The following is a 16,497-nucleotide window of genomic DNA, read 5'->3' as shown; positions in this document are numbered from 1 at the left end:
CGTTTGATAAGGTGAATCAAAAGGCAGCAATCAGTTTACGATAAGAACGGAAGATGACAGGCTGTGATGGCTTCTTCTGCCTGTTCTTATTGAAATGAATGGCAAGAGTCAAGCAGAATCAGAGATTTTTAGCCTTTTTCAATTTTAGTTCGGCTGAGAATTCCGCTAATCCGTTTGAATGCCCGTTTATTTAAGCTTGCGATGGGGATCAACGGGCAAGGTTTCATTATCTCGGCTCTGTTAATATCCATTAACATTTGCTTAAAAAGCTTAACCGAGAAGAAACGGTGACTCAATCCTGACTCCTTGATCCCTTGATAAAATAGGCCTGTCTTCATTGAAGAAGCGAAGAAGACACGAGGAGGACAAGAATGAAAAAACTCACAACGATAGTCTTGGCAGCTTGTCTGCTGGGGACAGCCGGCTGTTCGGCAGCTCCATCGACAGGGAACGGCGGATCGGCACCGGAAAAAATCACAGTTGCTTTTTTGCCAAACGAACAATCGACAGGTCTGTCGAAAACCAACGAAATGCTGGTCACTGAAATTCAGAATGCGTTAGGAGAAAACGTTAAAGTTGAAGGCATCGTCTGCGATGATTATTCCGCAGTATCGGAAGCGATTCTGACCGGTACGGCTCAGATTGCCTGGGAGTCAGGTGCAACCTTTGCCGCCGCGCATATGGCAGATGATGCAATAATTCCGCTGTTTACCTATGGCGAAGATGCCGATGGAGATGGCAAAGGCGATCTGGATCATGCGGTCTACAAAGCCTACATCGCAACCGATATTAAAAATAAAGCAGATTTTGAAGGCAAGAGCCGTGATGAAATGTTTGAGCAGCTCGTGGGCAAAAGTTTCTCCTTTGTCAGTGCCACTTCCACATCTGGCCGCTTAGTTCCGACAACCTCACTGTATATGGTATTCGGACCTGACGGCTTGAAAAAAGTGACGGAGAAAGCCCAGATTTTTGAAAAAACAGAGAAGGAAGGCGGACTGTTCTCGGAAGTCCAGTTCGGCGGCAATCATCCGGGCAGTGTTCAGCTGATCGTTACGGATAAGGTTTATGCCGGTGCGTTCTGCTGTCAGTATGGGGATGAGTACCAGGATCAGCTGTATATCATTGATACGGTCGATGTTCCCAATGGCCCATTGTGGGTGAACTCAGATTATATTAACGCTGATCAGCAGAAAGCCTTGATTGATCACTTCGTGAATCTGACACCGGAAAATGCGGTTGAGAACTTCTTTGATGCGGAAAACGGCTTCTTCTATGAAACCGACAATCCAGCGCTGAACCGCTTTGTCCAGCAGCCGGCAGATTTCTATGACTTCCTGTTTGAAATGTATAAGGATGAGGGTTAATCGCGAAAGGAGAGCGCCGCATGACTGAAATTTTATCGCTGAAGCATGTATCCAAAGTGTATGATAATCGCGTTCAGGCCCTGCATGACGTCAGCTTCGATGTCCGTCAAGGTGAACTGATTTCGATCATTGGACCCAGCGGAGCGGGAAAATCGACTTTGCTTCGCTGCATTAACCGCATGATCGAAGCCAGCGAAGGACAGATTCTGTTTTTGGATCAGGATGTAACGGCAGCTGACAAAAAGCAGCTGAAAGAGGTTCGGAAGAATATCGGCATGATCTTTCAGAATTACAATCTGGTCTATCGCCTGTCCGTGTTGGAAAATGTCATGCATGGCCGGCTGGGCAGCTATTCCACCTTGCAAAGCACGCTCGGGCTGTACCGCCGCGAGGATGTTGAGGAGGCTCAGCGGCTGCTGCAGATGCTGGGTCTGCAGGATCGCCTGTATGAGAAGTGCTCTAAGCTTTCCGGCGGGCAGAAACAGCGGGTCGGGATTGCCCGCGCTCTGCTTCAGCATCCGAAGATGATCCTGTGCGATGAACCGATCGCATCACTGGATCCGCAGTCCTCAAAAGTGATCATGGAATATCTCAGGGATATTGCAACCTCGATGAACATTCCGTGTCTGGTCAATCTGCATCAGGTGGATGTTGCGCTGCATTACTCAGACCGGATTATCGGTATGCATCAGGGGGAAGTGGTGTTCTTTGGCAGACCTCAGGACTTGGATGATGTGGTCATTGAAAAGATTTATGGTAAAGGATTAGAAGATTTACTCAGCCATGGAGGTCAGGCATGAGTTACTTTCGGGAAAAACGCATCCGTACTGCGGCTTTTCTCATCGTCGGGTTCTTGCTGACGGTGGCGGGATCTCAGCGCATTCAGTTTGACTGGATCTTGATGATCACTCACTTTCCAGCCGCGATTACGCGTTTTATCCAGCTCTATCTGCCGCCGGATTTCAGTGAATTAGGGCGGATGATTCAGGAAATGGGTGTTACGGTTCTGATTGCCTTGGCCGCGGCCGCAACGGGGATGATTCTGGCTTTCTTTGCGGCTTTGGCGATTTCAGCACGAACGTCAAAGAATAAGACCCTAACCCTGATCGTCAGGATGCTGGCGTCACTCACCCGCAATATCCCGGAAGGGGTATGGGCGATTGTCCTGCTGATGTGTTTCTGGTATGGCGAATTTCTTGCCTATCTGGTCATGAGCATTATTTCATTTGGTTTTCTGGCCCGGGTGTATGCGGATGCGATGGATGAAGCGAGTATGGATTGTATCGAAGCCTTGGAAGCCACCGGGGCTTCCTACTGGCAGATTATTTTCAATGCCGTGGTTCCGGAAACGCTGCCGGCCCTGATTTCCTGGAGCTTGTACGCCGCAGAAAACAACATTCGGTCCTCAACGATTATCGGCATGCTGGCAGGGGGAGGAATTGGATATCTGATCGGCAATTACCGGCATTTCCGCCAATTTCAGTCGCTGCTGGTTGCGATTGTCCTGGTTGTCGCGGCAGTCTTGATTTTTGATCAGATTTCAGCTCAAATACGGAGGAGGATTCTGCAATGAGTACGTTAGCTTCCAACATTCAGGCGCCTGCAGTGCCGCTGAAGAAAACGCGGAGCGGCCGCTACCAGCTGAGTCAAAAAGACGTTTCTTCCTGGCTGGTGCTGGCCGTAGGAGTCACATTTCTGTTTTCCTTGATTTTCTTTCTTGGCTTTGCTGCTAATTATAAATGGGATCAATTTTCACCGGCAGTCGCGGCAAAGATTGCCACTGAGTTTTTCCGCTTTGATAAGATTGCGTTTGCAGATCAGCTGTCCATCCTAGCATTGTTAATCAATACGGTAATCCTTGGTTTTATCACTACCGTGCTGGGAGCCTTGATTGGCCTGCCGTTTGGTTTGATGGCCGCACGCAATCTATCCTGGCCGTGGCTTTCCAATCTTATTAAAGCACTGGCCAGCTTTGTCCGGGCGGTTCCGACGATTATCTGGGTGTTATTGTTTATTTCTGGTTATGGCCTGACATCCACCACGGCGATTGTCGGCATGGTTTTTCACAGCTGGGCATTCTTTGTTAAAAGCTATGGTGAATCCTTTGAGGAAGTCGATCCGGGGACGATTGAAGCGCTGCGCTCGACCGGCTGTACGTCCTTTCAGGTGATCAGCAGTGCGGTGATTCCCAGTGCTGCAACCCGCATAATCTCGTGGATTGCCATGCGCAGTGAAATTAACTTTGCGGTCGCTGTGGTCATCGGTCCGGCAGTTGGAGTCGCAGGCACAATTGGATCGGTCATCAACGGTTATTCTCGGGTCGGCAATTACAGCGGTTTGGGATTTTCATTGTTCTGTGTCTTTCTGACCGCGCTGGTCTTTGAATTGATTCTGACCCGGCTGAAACAACGTTCCGCCCGCTAGAAGTCCTGCGGGACTTTTTTATTTGCAGTGAAAAAAACTCACCTCGGCAAGATAAAAGAGAAACGATTTGAGTAAGGTCTCATTGAAATTTGCATCTTTGAGTTAAACTGGATCATGAATCAACAAAAAAAAATCAGACAAACGTCTGATTGAGTTATCAATGGTCCCCGGGGCCGGACTCGAACCGGCATGGTATCACTACCGAACGATTTTGAGTCGTTTGCGTCTACCAATTTCGCCACCTGGGGAATTCATGTGCTTATTTATTATATCCGATCCCCAAGCTGAAATCAAGTAGAAATTATCACTTTTCAGAGGTGTCACGCGCCGGGGTTAAACGGTACTGCTTCATCAGCCGTACGCATAAGGCTCCGACGCAAATTCCGACAAGGCAGCCTGCCAGAACGTCCGATGGATAGTGAACATGCAGATAGATGCGGGAAAAAGCGATCAGCACGGCACTGCCTAAGCCCAGCCAGCGATAATGACCGCCGCAGGCAAATAAGATCATCATCGCTGCAAAAGAGGTTGCTGTATGACCGGAAGGAAAGGAACTGGACGTCGGCTGTGTGATCAACGCCGGCAGCTCCGTATGCGTCATAAACGGCCGCGGCCGGTCGACAAGCTGTTTGATCAGTAAATCATTCAGCGTCCAGGTCAGCACAACGGCTAAAAGCAAAAATACCGCTGTCCGCCGATCCTTTTTAATAAAATAGAAATAACATGCAAAGCCAATCCACAGGGCGCCCAGATTTCCCCAACCGGTAATAAATCGCATGACAGCGGTCATCACTGGCGATTGAAAAGCCTGAGTAATCCAATGCATAATGGTTAAATCCATGAGGGCGCCTCCTTTGAAAACTGTTCTTAGCATAACACAAAAGCTGACTGATAATTCTGAAGAATTATTAAAAAATACCGGTGAAAACAAAGAAAAAAGGCTTGATTAAGCCTTTATTTACACATGGCGGAGAACATGAGATTCGAACTCACGGAAGCGTTGCCACTTCGCCACCTTTCCAAGATGGTGCCTTAAACCACTCGGCCAATTCTCCAAGTGCTTTTATATTATAGCGGATACCTCAGTGCTTGTCAAAGGTTTTAGAAAATTTCTGAATTTTCTGAGCCATGGCAAAGAAATAAAAACAATGAAGCCCATGACTTTCCAGCCGGGATTTCTTCATTAAATACGCAGAAAAAAAGACGGCAAATTGCCGCCTTCTTTGCCGAGTCTAAATCTTATTCAACGTTTCTTTGGTCTTTTCGATCATCGGGGTAATCAGTTCAGCATATTTAGGAAAATGGTATTTGCAGTCGATCAATTCTTCAGTCAATCCCATTAATTCCTGCCTTAACTTTGCAGCATCCATCGTGATCTGAGATTTCTCCAGCGCCATCGAAATCCGCATACTCACCGCTTCTACGAATTTACGATCCATGGCCTGCCGCAGATCACGCTGATGAAACGGCGGTTCAACATCAATGTCCTGAGCCAGATCCCACATCTGTTCGACATCTTTATTCAAAATATCAAAGCGGCGCAGATAACCCTCTAAATGCGGCTGGCCTTTTTCAACTTCATCGATCACACGTGTGAAATGTTTGGAAATCTGCAGATATTCCTGTTCCATTTTTTCTTCACAATGCGCGCATAACGTGGAATTGCGGCTCGGTTCGATCCGGCGCCCGCACTGGCGGCAGCGCCGCCCGTCACGGCGCGGTTCATCCGACGTTTTAAACATCGCGATAAAGGCGCGAATCGTATCAATGAACCAGCCGATCCCCATCAAACCAAACGTAAAGAAATAAAGCACGCCTAAGCCATAGTGCCGGCGCAGAAAATGATGGACACCAAAACCTCCGAAAAAGAAGGTGATAAAAAACATAAGAATCGGATCAAAATCTTCACGATCGTTCATAAGGGCCGTCCTCCTGTGCATCTTAATTGCTTTTGTAGATACAGTATATCAGATTTATTGAAAAACAATCGGAAAAACTTATGAAGAATTTCGTAAGAAAAGAAAACAGAATTCCTAACAAGTGAAAAAAGAAAGGCTGGTATGACCGTTTGTTTTATTCCGGGAACCTTTCCTTCTGACAAAATGACCGTGCGCTGTCCGCAGCTTAAAGCAGTTCGTTAATACGGATGTCCATAAGGGATATTGAACGCGAACTCCCTGCCACTGTGCGTAGCATAGGGAAATCACTTATTTCTTTAGCTTTTTAATGAATTTCCAATAAAGGGATTCCATACGTTCTTCGTTTCGCAACAATACATCATAAGCATCGATAATTCCAATTCCATATATAAATAAGTAAACCGAACTTGCAACTAAGATACATTGAATTTCAACCAAAGGGAAGTTAGCGATATTCGCAAATTCCAGGATAACAGCTAGGAGTATCAGACATATAGCTAAAAGAATAAGGGCGATATATTTTCTTTTATAGGTTTCATACGTCTTTGCTAAACTCGAAAAGTAAGCCGGGTCAAAAAGCAGACGTTCACTTTTTAGTTTCTTATACGGATTTTCCATCAACGACATATTCAATAGAAATGCAAGTCCAGTAACAAGAAACATACTGGCAAGCGTTACAGATACCAAGCGATGATCAATAAAAAGATAATAGGGAACGCCGCCGAACACCATGATTGCAACACCCGCAGCCGTACGCTTCGTTGTTTTTTTGTGAAAACTCAAGAAACCCTCTGCACATTCTTTACTCACATAATATCCATTTTCATTGGAAGAGAGGGGCCCAGTGTTTTCTTTAAGTAAATCGTCTACAGACAATTCAAATATATTACTAAGCATAAGTAATTTTTCTGTTTCTGGATAGCCTTGATTATTTTCCCACTTACTAATTGCCTGTCTGGTCGTATTGAGCTTCTCCGCTAAGGCTTCTTGTGAAAATCCTTTTTCTTTTCTTAACTTAAATAGTTTCTCTCCAAATGTCATTTTCATTTCCTCCCAGCTATTTAATAATCAAATTTTATCAAATAGCGATGCTCTTATCTATCACTCTTGAAATGCACATTGTCAACTTTGCGTTGCAGGCGTGTTAATTTGACCTTCATTTCCATTGGTTTATGGTGATGCAGGATCGGCTGAACGAGTATTTTTCACTGGGCGCATGGATAAAGGAAGGCGGTTTTAAAAAGGCAATCGGAATCGTTTAATTGATTAAGTATGCGCTTTTTTGAACTATCCCTTAGCGAGTGAGCCAGAGCTGAAATAAAAAAGTTCGCTGTTGTGTTCAGACGAACTTTTTAAAATTAATTGGATTCTGTCCTCTCTGAATCAGAGCTGGAATCCAACATCAGACGGATCTTGGCGATGCGCTTGCCGGCCATGGACAAAACGGTAAAGCGCAGGGAACCGATCTGAATTTCCGGATGTTCGTTCGGCTGCGGAATCTGGCCCAGCTGTTCGATTAAATAACCCGAAATCGTATCGTAATATTCAGTTTCCAGATTTAAACCGAGTTCTTCATTCAGCTCATCGAGATTCATCAGTCCGTCAATCTGATATTCATTGGCGCTTAACTGAATCAGCTCCGGTTCTTCCTGATCATATTCATCATACAGATCACCAACAATTTCTTCCACGAGATCCTCTGTTGTGGTAATCCCGCTGAATCCGCCGAATTCATCAATCAGAATCGCCATGCGGTACTGGGTTTTCTGCATTTCTCGAAACAGTTCAGCCGTCGGCTTGCTGTCAGGGACAAAATAAGGCTTCTGCAGCAGCGACTCCAGTTCCAGCTGTTCGGTTTTTCCTTCCGAAATGGCAATCATCAAGTCTTTTATATTCAAAATGCCGATAATGTTATCACTGTTTTCACGATAGACCGGAAACCGGCTCAGACGGGTACTCAGCAGCTCTTTTAACTGCGGCCGGATCGGCTCATCCATATCCAGCATGACGACTTCCTGCCGCGGCACCATAACATCGCGGGCGGTTTTATCATCAAAGGTAAAGACCGAATCGATCATCTCCGTCTGCGACTCATCAAAGACGCCGCTGGCGCGGCCGCTGTGGACCAGCGAGCGAATTTCCTCTTCACTGACTTCTTCTTCGAGATTTTCAGTCTGCATGCCGAGCAGGCGTAAAAAGCCGTTGGTCGATAAGGAAAGCAGCTTTATAAACGGAGAAAGGACGCGGGAAATAATCAAGATCGGCTGCACGCACATCAAACTGAATTGTTCGGCTTTCTGCAGCGCGATGCGCTTGGGAACCAATTCACCGAAAACCAGCGTACAGTATGAAAGAATAATCGTGACGAAAACAACCGCGATTGTAGAGCTGTACGGAATGCCGTATTGCGCCATCCACGCCCCCAGCACCTGAGAGATACCGGTTGCGGCGGAGGCACTGGAGAAGAAGCCGGCAAAGGTGATCGCGACCTGAATGGTTGACAGAAATTTCGTCGAGTCATCAAACAGACCTTCAATCAGCCGGGCTTTCTTGTTACCTTTCTCAGCCAGCATTTTAATTTTGTTTTTATTCACGGAAACGATAGCCATTTCAGCGCCTGCAAAGAAAGCGTTGACTAACGTAAGAAGTACCAGCAGCAACAGCTGCATAGCGATGGCGTTGCCGCCGGGATCTGATGCCATAATCATCCTCCTAAACTTGATTGCAAGTATAGCAGAGTTAAGCCAAAACCGCAAATACAGCTGAGCGAGTTTGTCTAATTGAATAAGAAAAAGGACGTCCGCATGAAACCACAGAGACGCCCCTAGTGAAACGTGAACCTAAGCTAAATTGAATACGGCCAGCACAAAGGCAATGCCCAACAGCCCATAACCGCCATAAAGCAGAAGCTTTTCCTTTTGATTGTAGGGAATCCCCTGACCGGCGATACAGCGCTTGTTATATACAATTTTAGAGGCGATGACGAGTGCCAGACCCAGCCCCAATAACAGAAATGCCATCTTCATTTTCCTCCTTTATACTGAAACGGACAACACCTGCAGCGGTGGGCTCAGCGCCCTATTCACAGCGATGAGAAACAGCCCTGACAAATAAGCAAGCCGTTGAAAGGATTGCTGCATGTTATTTCGTTGACACCTTTTCAAATGCTGTCAGGATCTGCGGCTCGCTGAAGCTTTCCGGCTGCTGCTTGATCCAGCGGACAACCTCATTATAATGCAGCAGGCAAACGTCACTTTTAGCCTGTGTGAGATCGGCCGAGTCGGGAAAGGCTAAGATTTCCTTGCAGGTTACCCCGCCCAACGCCTGACTTTGATAACGGCTGTATTGGTGCAGGCCGGCGGCAGGATTGGCAATCCGATAGTTTTTGGTTTCATCCTGAGCCTGACGGCGGACAATCCAGTGCTTGTCGTTTTGCTTGCCGCTGATCTGCCCCTCGCTGCGCACATCACGGATCACGAACACCCCACGCGTACAAAGCAGGGTGACATAAGTCTGTTCCACATGGCCGTTTTGATCTACTACAGAATTATACAATAACCGATGAAACCCCAGCTCCTGTTTCAGCCAGCTGCTGATGGACAAATTCTGACGGAACTGATAGCGCCAGAAGTATTCCAGATAATTGGCGAACAGTACTGGATACAATGTACCCCGATAATGTTTGCGCAGCCGAAAGGCCTGAAATAAGGTCAGCGACAGCACAACGGTAATTAATCCATACAGAATGACGTCCATCTAACAGATAACCCCCTGCTTGAAGATCGCGATGCTGCGCAGATCGCTGATTTCGTTGCGGGTTTTCTTCCCTTCAAGCACGGCGATCAGATCTTCTACTAACTGCTCTGCCGTTTCATCCAGCGTGACGCCCTCGGTCAGAATGCCGGCATTGAAGTCAATCCAATGCGGTTTTCGGGCCGCCAGTTCAGAATTGGTCGAGATTTTGTAGGTTGGAATAAAGCCGCCGAATGGGGTTCCCCGACCGGTTGTAAACAAGACAACCTGACAACCGCTGGCGCCCAGCGCGGTTGTGGATACGAGGTCATTGCCTGGCCCATACACGAGGCTGACGCCTGTTTTCTGAATCCTCTCGCCGTAATCGAGCACATCATTGATCTGCGACGTGCCGGCTTTCTGGATGCAGCCTAGGCTCTTTTCCTCCAATGTGGTAATGCCGCCGGCTTTGTTGCCCGGCGATGGATTTTCATAAACGACCTGATGATTGGACAGGAAGTAGTCCTTAAAGCGGTTGATCATCGCCACCAGCTTATCAAACGTTGTCCTGTCCGCAGCCCGGTTCATCAACAGCTGTTCAGCCCCGAACATCTCCGGGACTTCACTGAGCACAATGTTGGCGCCATAGCGCACAAGGTTATCCGAGAAGCGCCCCAGCAGAGGATTCGCGGTAATGCCGGAATAGCCATCCGATCCGCCGCATTTTAAGCCGAAGGAGAATTCGCTGAGATCGCAGACTTCGCGCCGGTCATGACGCATGGTCTGGTAAATCTGTTCGAGCAGCTCAACCGCGCTGTGAACCTCATTTTCCACGTCTTGGCAATTCAGACAGCGCACGCGCTGCGGATTGATCTGTTCCAGGCTGTCATAGAAGGGCTTCAGCTGATTGTTCTCACAGCCCAGCCCCAGCACAAGCACACCGCCGGCATTGGGATGGGTGACGATATCCTGCAGGATCTTCACGGTATTCTGATGATCCTGTCCCATCTGGGAACAGCCGAACGGATGATTAAAGGTGAAGATGCCGTCGATGTCGTCCAGCGGATGACGCTGCCGGAAGGTGTTGACGATATTGCGGGCAGTATCGCCGATGCAGCCAACTGTCACGATGACCCATAATTCATTGCGGATGCCAATCGTTCCGTTCTCACGGCGATAGGCCATGACCGGACGGCTGCCGGGCCGGGCCTCGATCGGATTGGAAACCGGATTGTATTGGTAATCCAGCGTTCCGGACAGGGAGGTTTTCAAATTGTGACTGTGAACCCATTGTCCAGGTTGAATGGAAACCGCCGCGTGTCCGATCGGCTGACCATATTTGATGACGGGCTGACCGGCAGCGATGGATTGACAGGCAAACTTATGGCCGGATGGGATATCTTCAAGCAGTGTGATGCCGGCAGCGGTTTCCCCGGCATAGAGCGGCTCCAGGGCGACGATCACATTATCGTTAGGCTGAATGTGCAGTGTTTTTTTCATACATGAACCTCCTTGGTCATCGCTTCGCGCAGACCGAGCGTGGTGATGGATCGGATGATCGCGGATAAGCGTTCATCGATATTTTCCAGGACGGAAAATTCGGTTTTCCATAACGGCAGATTCAGCAGCGCCTGCACTGTGTCTTCCGGATGATGCTCATCCCAAGCCTGCCAACAGGCCAGCACCTCATTGCTTTCGCTGACCAGCGGCGTACCGTCAGCTTGGCACCGGCTCATTAAAACGATCAGCGCGGCTAAGGCGAAACAGCCGTGCGGCGGCAGGGTCTTGTGTGTTTTAACATAATGCTGCATCGCCGGCAGATCCCGCGTCTTGAACTTGGCAATGGAATTCAGGGAAATACTCATGAGTTCATGCCGGATATCCGGATTTTCAAAGCGCTCAAAGACATCGGCAGTAAAGGCTGCCAGCTCCGTCTCACTGAAATTCAGCGACGGCCAGACTTCTTCTTTTAAGAAAGCTTCAAGGAAGGCGCGGATCTGCGGATCTTCGACTGTTTCCTTCACCGTTTCCATCCCGGCCAGCAAGCCTAACGGCACCATGCACGTATGTGATCCGTTGAGGATCGCTACCTTGCGGTCGCGGTACGGCGTGAGATCATGGGTAAAAATAATGTTCTCGTTCAGCTTGTCCAGCGGCAGAACGGAGGTTAACGAAGGATCACCCTGAATGACCCAGCTGTGATAAATTTCGCCTTTCACCAGATAGGCGTCGCGATAGCCCAGCTCTGCTTCCAAGGCGACGGCCAGCTCTTTGGGATACCCGGGCACGATGCGGTCAACCAGCGTATTGTAGAAATGATTGGCTGCTTCAATCCAATCCAGAAACGCCTGCGGCTCGCCCTGTTCACGGGCTTTGCGGCAAACAATGTCTTTTAAGGTATCGCCGTTGTTTTCAATCAGTTCGCAGCAGAGAATCTCAAAGCCCTGATCCCGTTGCCCGTGGAAGGTTTGATAACGCTGCTTCAGTACGGCCAGAATCTTGCCCGGAAAGCTCTGCGGACAGGTTTTCAGCGTTACCGGTTCGTCAACATAGGCGATTCCGGCTTCTGTCGTATTGGAAATAAGGATCCGGCACTGCGGATCAGCGGCCCGCTGCAATAAAGCGGCGTAGTCAGTGTAGGGATCAATGCCCTGTTCGATCACATCGATCATCCGCACGTCACGGATTGGCTGCCCTTGCTTTTTTCCTTCCAGCAGCAGCGTATATAAGCCATCCTGCTGCATTAAATCCTGAACTCGTCCGTGCGGCCGCGGCTGCACGACACAGACGCTGCCGTTAAAGTCGGTTTTTTCATTTAACTGAGATATGAAATCATCGACAAAGGCGCGAAGGAAATTTCCCTCGCCGAACTGCAGAATGCGAATTGGCCGCTGCGGCCGCGGATAATTTTGACGATTAAGAGATTTCATCTTTGATTACTCCATTCTTTTTTATCATTTTATCATGTTTAACGAATGTCCACGCTTGTCAAGCAGGCAGTTTATTCCGGTAATTTTTTAAGTTTTCGCTGTTTTTTTATGCGGCGTGGCCTTGCGCTGACTTGATTCTTCTGTTTCTTGCGCTTTTACCTTACCACAAAACGACGGTTCCACAGATCACATAAAAAAGGATATCTCCACTCAAAGAGATATCCCCAGCATAGAAAAGGAAATTAAGCCTGAACCAGGCAGAACGGGTGTCCGGCCGGATCAATCATTGTGACAAACTGGCTGCCGCCAAACTGGGTATCCGCCTTCTTTGCGCCCAGACTTTCTGCTTGATTGATCACCTCATTTAAATCCTGAACGAGGAAATCGAAATGTACCTGCTTCTGCGGTTTACCTTCAACTTCCGGCCAGACCGGCGGTACATAATCCGCCTCCTGCACAAACACCAGCATCACGCCGTTTTCACTGACGATGGCAGGATTGCCAAACAATTCTGCGGTTTTCCATCCTAAGAGTTCATGATAGAACTGACTTAGCTTTTGGGCATCGGGGCAGTCGATAATCAAATCGGCTAAACGAACTTCATTTGTCATAAGAAGAACCTCCATTTTCTCTGTTTGTCTTTATTGTAAACGGTTTCTTAGAAGATCGCAAGTTATCTGAATTTTAAGCTAATCACTGATTGGCGGCACTTTGGGCGGCAATCCTGGCCCAGACTAGCTCTGATGTCAGCTCCCAGCCTGGAATCGCGGTATACTGACCATATATGGCATAGAGCCCATCAATTTTGTTTGAAGGACTGTAGCGGTAAATCACCTGCCCATGATCGTCAATAGGCCAATAGGCAGAGGTTAACGTTGTAAAGATATTCCAATCCATCGTCCGGTATTGAATAACAGTATAGGGAGGAACCAGCTCGCTCATCGTTTCTGCCGCACGGTCATATTCTAAATCTTTGCCCAGTTTAGCGTATTCGTTATATTCAAGGATGGTCTTTTTAACGACTTGAGGATAATCCTGGTTGATGATTAAGGCTACGGAATCAAGATCATCTAAACAGGCGTAATACGTATTTAGAGAAATCTCTGCGGCTTCAACATGACGAAGATCACTGAGGGCATAGATCGGTTCTTGTTGGGAAATGAAGTAAATCAGATCATGAAATTTTAATTCGGGATCTTTCTCATTCAAAAAACGCCGGCCATCAGAATTAATCAGGATAATATTGGGCAAGGTGAAGTAATCATAATCTTCCTGCAAGGACGCCGCACCTTCCCAGTTATCTAACTTTAGCCTTGAAGTGTTGCCGCTAAGGTGAAAATCAAAATCTTCTTTAGAAAAATGATCGGGGGCAACAATTAAAGCCTGTGTTTTAATTTTCGGAGAATAGCTTAAACTGCGGTCGTTTTTGTTTTCAGTAAAGAATTGCGTGACTTCCACACCTTCGACTTTGGTGTTGTCTTGATCGAGGATAATGTTGGTCAGCGACGCGTTGTTCATGATTTGAATTCCAAGCTCACTTACGGTTTGAAGCAGTGAAGAGAGCAGAACTGGACGTCCATTCTCGTTTTCATCCTTTGGCATCATCATCAGTTTATAGTCAGGAAGCAAATTTTCCACGGGTGAAGCAAAAGGAACACCGCAGCGATCTCTCAGCCAGTCGACATCAGCTCCTGAATGTTCGACTGTGGTTGAAAATAAACTGTCTGAGATATAACTGTACTTGTAATGATAACGCGAGGCGTAATAATCCGTATAAAAGTCCATGATTTCTTCCAGCTCGTAGTGATGCAGGGTCGGATCGTTTCGCTGATCGGTTGCTTCCCAGGCGGCATAGCGATCATATTCCGGCGGCAGAACTTCAGGCGATTGAGGCAGCCATTCGTTGTGAAAGGGATAGAATTGATCCTTAAGGAACGGAACTACGACTAAAATGTCATCCATTCCTTGATCATGCGCTTCAATCGCTGCGATTAAGCTGGGAATGGGATTGCCGACAATGACCAGCTCGTTTTCCCAATCGTAGTCATAGGTATCTAAGTTTTTTTGACAGCCGGAAAGAAGCATCAGCAGGCAGAAGGGGAAAAGCAGAAATCGAAATAAGCGGGAATGCATAGAGATCACCTCAATAAAGAAAGTTTAGCACTAAAGTCTACAAATGTAAACCCACAGTGTAAAAAAGAACCTCAGTCCTTTGACTGAGATTCCTAGAGGGAAAGCTGCTTATTTCGCAGCGGCGGCATTGCGGCCGGCGATCCGTCCGAAGACGGTGATATCGGCGATCGCGCAGGTGCCGACACGGTTGTTGCCATGGATGCTGCCGGTGACTTCACCTGCCGCAAACAGACCCGGCATAACGTTGCCTTCAACATTCAGAACTTCGGCGTTTTCATTGATTTCAACGCCACCCATGGTGTGGTGAACGGAAACGACGCCTTCCAGAATGAACCAAGGGCCTTCCTTCATTGTAACCATGCTGGTTTTCCGGCCGAATTCATCGTTGTTGTTTTCGATGCCTTCATTGTACTTCGCCATCGTTTCAACAAGGTTCTCAGCATTGATGCCGTAATGGTCAGCGACTTCTTCCAGTGTATCAGCCTTGAAGAAGACACCGTCTTCCAAGCAGCGGGCATATTCATCCGCGAACTTTTCTTCCAGGTTCAGCCGATCCGCGACTTCCTGGTTGTAGATCGCATAGACCAGACCGCCCTGAGCCAGAATGCCTTCGGCACGGACATCACGCATCGCGACTTCGTTGACAAAGCGCTTGCCGTCTTTGTTGACATAGATCAGACCTTCGCTTGACCAGCTCGGTGCTTCAATGCCATAGAATACGCCGGTGATTGGATTGTTGAACGGATACAGCTGAATATGTTCCATATTGATCAGATTCGCTCCGATCTTTTCCGCCATGACGATGCCGTCGCCGACAATCGCCGGGGAATTGGTTGTTTTGACAGAAGCATCCAAGGTTTCCCAACGGGTGTTGTAGTGTTCGCGCATTTCAACGTTGGCGCCGAATCCGCCGGTCGCCAGAACAACGCTGTTGTTCGCGGAGATCGTAGCGGTCTGATCACCCTGAGAAACTTTAACACCGACAACCTTGCCGGTTTCATCCTGGATCAACTCTTCTGCTTTGGTGTTGAGCATGATTTCGACGCCGTGGCTTTCAGCATAGTCCTTTAATGGATTGATCATGCCTGGGCCTAAATCAATCGGTTCAACAGCACGTGCTACGCTGTGGCCGCCTTCCTGTACTAGATAATCCTGATACTTGACGCCGATTTCGTCACGCAGCCATTCCGCGGCTGCCGTCGCGTTGTTGACGACGATATCGACCATTTCCTTTTTAGCGACCTTTCCGCCGCCTTCCCACATTTCCTTGGCCATCAGTTCCGGGCTGTCTTCAATGCCCTGTTCTTCCTGCAGCCAGTTGTTCGGGCAGGCCAGTTCGGCATAGGACAAAATCGTGTTGCCGCCGACATACGGCATTTTCTCGATGACAACGACATTGGCGCCCGCGGCCTGCGCTTCAATCGCTGCCGACAAACCTGCTCCGCCAGCGCCTAATACGACGACGTCATAAGTTTTATCTTCCAAAGTGACGGTCGTTTTGGCTGCACCTTCACCGCTCATCAGGGCTTCAATATCGGCCCCAGCTTCTGTTAATGCCGCTTTGACCGCATCCAGAATGGCGTCCGAAGTATGCGTTGCCCCAGAAACTGTATCGACATTCAGTGATTGGGATTCAACAATCGTTGCTGGAATGTCGGCAATAGCCGCATCGGAAATCCCTGCGGATTCCTTGTGTTCTGTGACCTCAACCTTTTCAATCTTATCGGCACTCAAGGTGACTTCGACAGTCACATCCCCATTATTTCCCTGGGCTGTGCCCGTGTAGGTACCGGCTTTGAATTTGCCTTCCCCGCCCTGATCATTCTTCGGTGCCGAGCTGCACGCAGCCATCGAAGCAATCATCATGACAGAAAGCATCAGTTTAACAATTTTTTTCATTTTTCCTTCCTCCTGGTTCTTATTTTATAGAACGTAGGAAGCAGTTTGAATGGATTATCTTCTGTATTCTTTGTAATATTGTCCATTTATGCACAA

15 protein-coding genes and 2 tRNA genes are annotated in these 16,497 nt (G+C 48.0%); 4 read left to right on the top strand and 13 right to left on the bottom strand.

The window, feature by feature from the left end:
- Window positions 1–371: 371 nt before the first annotated feature.
- Genes MCG46_RS12260 through MCG46_RS12245 form a run of 4 tightly spaced genes read left to right on the top strand, consistent with a single transcriptional unit; the run spans window position 372 to window position 3,788 of the window.
- Window positions 372–1,364 carry a PhnD/SsuA/transferrin family substrate-binding protein gene (locus MCG46_RS12260; protein WP_240280258.1) on the top strand — a complete coding sequence of 331 codons (993 nt, stop codon included), beginning with the start codon at window positions 372–374 and terminating at the stop codon, window positions 1,362–1,364.
- 20 nt (window positions 1,365–1,384) lie between these two features.
- Window positions 1,385–2,164, top strand: coding sequence for a phosphonate ABC transporter ATP-binding protein (gene phnC / locus MCG46_RS12255; RefSeq protein WP_240280257.1), 780 nt, complete (start codon window positions 1,385–1,387; stop codon window positions 2,162–2,164).
- Entirely contained in the window at window positions 2,161–2,937 is a 777-nt protein-coding gene (locus tag MCG46_RS12250) for a PhnE/PtxC family ABC transporter permease (protein ID WP_240280256.1), read from the top strand. The genes phnC and MCG46_RS12250 overlap by 4 nt, the downstream gene beginning before the upstream one ends.
- Complete coding sequence (locus MCG46_RS12245) at window positions 2,934–3,788, top strand: PhnE/PtxC family ABC transporter permease (RefSeq protein ID WP_240280255.1); 855 nt, start codon at window positions 2,934–2,936, stop codon at window positions 3,786–3,788. Before MCG46_RS12250 ends, MCG46_RS12245 begins: the two co-directional genes overlap by 4 nt.
- Window positions 3,789–3,949: 161 nt before the next feature.
- On the opposite strand, the gene MCG46_RS12240 is transcribed toward MCG46_RS12245, so the two are convergent.
- The 13 genes from MCG46_RS12240 to MCG46_RS12180 all read right to left on the bottom strand — a co-directional run bounded on the left by MCG46_RS12240 (window position 3,950) and on the right by MCG46_RS12180 (window position 16,401).
- Window positions 3,950–4,036, bottom strand: a tRNA-Leu gene (locus MCG46_RS12240).
- Window positions 4,037–4,092: 56 nt separating this feature from the next.
- Window positions 4,093–4,629 carry a phosphatase PAP2 family protein gene (locus MCG46_RS12235; RefSeq protein ID WP_020224042.1) on the bottom strand — a complete coding sequence of 179 codons (537 nt, stop codon included), beginning with the start codon at window positions 4,627–4,629 and terminating at the stop codon, window positions 4,093–4,095.
- 124 nt (window positions 4,630–4,753) lie between these two features.
- Window positions 4,754–4,843, bottom strand: a tRNA-Ser gene (locus MCG46_RS12230).
- A 177-nt stretch (window positions 4,844–5,020) separates the two neighbouring features.
- Window positions 5,021–5,707 carry a TM2 domain-containing protein gene (locus tag MCG46_RS12225; protein ID WP_020224040.1) on the bottom strand — a complete coding sequence of 229 codons (687 nt, stop codon included), beginning with the start codon at window positions 5,705–5,707 and terminating at the stop codon, window positions 5,021–5,023.
- 288 nt (window positions 5,708–5,995) lie between these two features.
- Window positions 5,996–6,748, bottom strand: a complete 753-nt coding sequence (locus MCG46_RS12220; RefSeq protein ID WP_240280254.1) for a helix-turn-helix domain-containing protein — start codon at window positions 6,746–6,748, stop codon at window positions 5,996–5,998.
- Window positions 6,749–7,065: 317 nt separating this feature from the next.
- Window positions 7,066–8,409 carry a hemolysin family protein gene (locus MCG46_RS12215; RefSeq protein WP_240280253.1) on the bottom strand — a complete coding sequence of 448 codons (1,344 nt, stop codon included), beginning with the start codon at window positions 8,407–8,409 and terminating at the stop codon, window positions 7,066–7,068.
- A gap of 138 nt (window positions 8,410–8,547) precedes the next feature.
- Window positions 8,548–8,727 (bottom strand): hypothetical protein, encoded by a 180-nt coding sequence (locus MCG46_RS12210; protein WP_240280252.1) that lies wholly within the window; start codon window positions 8,725–8,727, stop codon window positions 8,548–8,550.
- 121 nt (window positions 8,728–8,848) lie between these two features.
- Window positions 8,849–9,463, bottom strand: a complete 615-nt coding sequence (locus tag MCG46_RS12205; RefSeq protein WP_240280251.1) for a hypothetical protein — start codon at window positions 9,461–9,463, stop codon at window positions 8,849–8,851.
- A complete protein-coding gene (locus tag MCG46_RS12200; protein WP_240280250.1) occupies window positions 9,464–10,939 on the bottom strand; it encodes a UxaA family hydrolase in 1,476 nt (491 codons plus the stop codon).
- On the bottom strand, window positions 10,936–12,369 hold the full coding sequence (locus MCG46_RS12195; RefSeq protein ID WP_240280249.1) for a tagaturonate reductase: 1,434 nt from the start codon (window positions 12,367–12,369) through the stop codon (window positions 10,936–10,938). The genes MCG46_RS12200 and MCG46_RS12195 overlap by 4 nt, the downstream gene beginning before the upstream one ends.
- 242 nt (window positions 12,370–12,611) lie before the next feature.
- Window positions 12,612–12,980 carry a VOC family protein gene (locus tag MCG46_RS12190; RefSeq protein WP_240280248.1) on the bottom strand — a complete coding sequence of 123 codons (369 nt, stop codon included), beginning with the start codon at window positions 12,978–12,980 and terminating at the stop codon, window positions 12,612–12,614.
- A gap of 82 nt (window positions 12,981–13,062) precedes the next feature.
- Window positions 13,063–14,502, bottom strand: coding sequence for a hypothetical protein (locus tag MCG46_RS12185; protein WP_240280247.1), 1,440 nt, complete (start codon window positions 14,500–14,502; stop codon window positions 13,063–13,065).
- A 108-nt stretch (window positions 14,503–14,610) separates the two neighbouring features.
- Window positions 14,611–16,401 carry a flavocytochrome c gene (locus MCG46_RS12180; protein WP_240280246.1) on the bottom strand — a complete coding sequence of 597 codons (1,791 nt, stop codon included), beginning with the start codon at window positions 16,399–16,401 and terminating at the stop codon, window positions 14,611–14,613.
- Window positions 16,402–16,497: the final 96 nt, after the last annotated feature.

It is taken from the genome of Holdemania massiliensis, from assembly GCF_022440805.1.
Classification (GTDB): Bacteria; Bacillota_I; Bacilli_A; order Erysipelotrichales; family Erysipelotrichaceae; genus Holdemania; species Holdemania massiliensis_A.
The sequence above is the reverse complement of the archived record's forward strand: the minus strand, read 5'-3'. Positions and strand labels throughout refer to the sequence as shown.

Bases quoted from the DNA above. Each gene is read 5' to 3' on its own strand.
- MCG46_RS12235 (WP_020224042.1), bottom strand. From the start codon at position 4,629: ATGGATTTAACCATTATGCATTGGATTACTCAGGCTTTTCAATCGCCA.
- MCG46_RS12195 (WP_240280249.1), bottom strand. From the start codon at position 12,369: ATGAAATCTCTTAATCGTCAAAATTATCCGCGGCCGCAGCGGCCAATT.
- MCG46_RS12185 (WP_240280247.1), bottom strand. From the start codon at position 14,502: ATGCATTCCCGCTTATTTCGATTTCTGCTTTTCCCCTTCTGCCTGCTG.
- MCG46_RS12210 (WP_240280252.1), bottom strand. From the start codon at position 8,727: ATGGCATTTCTGTTATTGGGGCTGGGTCTGGCACTCGTCATCGCCTCT.
- MCG46_RS12215 (WP_240280253.1), bottom strand. From the start codon at position 8,409: ATGGCATCAGATCCCGGCGGCAACGCCATCGCTATGCAGCTGTTGCTG.
- MCG46_RS12220 (WP_240280254.1), bottom strand. From the start codon at position 6,748: ATGACATTTGGAGAGAAACTATTTAAGTTAAGAAAAGAAAAAGGATTT.
- MCG46_RS12180 (WP_240280246.1), bottom strand. From the start codon at position 16,401: ATGAAAAAAATTGTTAAACTGATGCTTTCTGTCATGATGATTGCTTCG.
- MCG46_RS12245 (WP_240280255.1), top strand. From the start codon at position 2,934: ATGAGTACGTTAGCTTCCAACATTCAGGCGCCTGCAGTGCCGCTGAAG.
- phnC (WP_240280257.1), top strand. From the start codon at position 1,385: ATGACTGAAATTTTATCGCTGAAGCATGTATCCAAAGTGTATGATAAT.
- MCG46_RS12200 (WP_240280250.1), bottom strand. From the start codon at position 10,939: ATGAAAAAAACACTGCACATTCAGCCTAACGATAATGTGATCGTCGCC.
- MCG46_RS12250 (WP_240280256.1), top strand. From the start codon at position 2,161: ATGAGTTACTTTCGGGAAAAACGCATCCGTACTGCGGCTTTTCTCATC.
- MCG46_RS12260 (WP_240280258.1), top strand. From the start codon at position 372: ATGAAAAAACTCACAACGATAGTCTTGGCAGCTTGTCTGCTGGGGACA.
- MCG46_RS12225 (WP_020224040.1), bottom strand. From the start codon at position 5,707: ATGAACGATCGTGAAGATTTTGATCCGATTCTTATGTTTTTTATCACC.
- MCG46_RS12190 (WP_240280248.1), bottom strand. From the start codon at position 12,980: ATGACAAATGAAGTTCGTTTAGCCGATTTGATTATCGACTGCCCCGAT.
- MCG46_RS12205 (WP_240280251.1), bottom strand. From the start codon at position 9,463: ATGGACGTCATTCTGTATGGATTAATTACCGTTGTGCTGTCGCTGACC.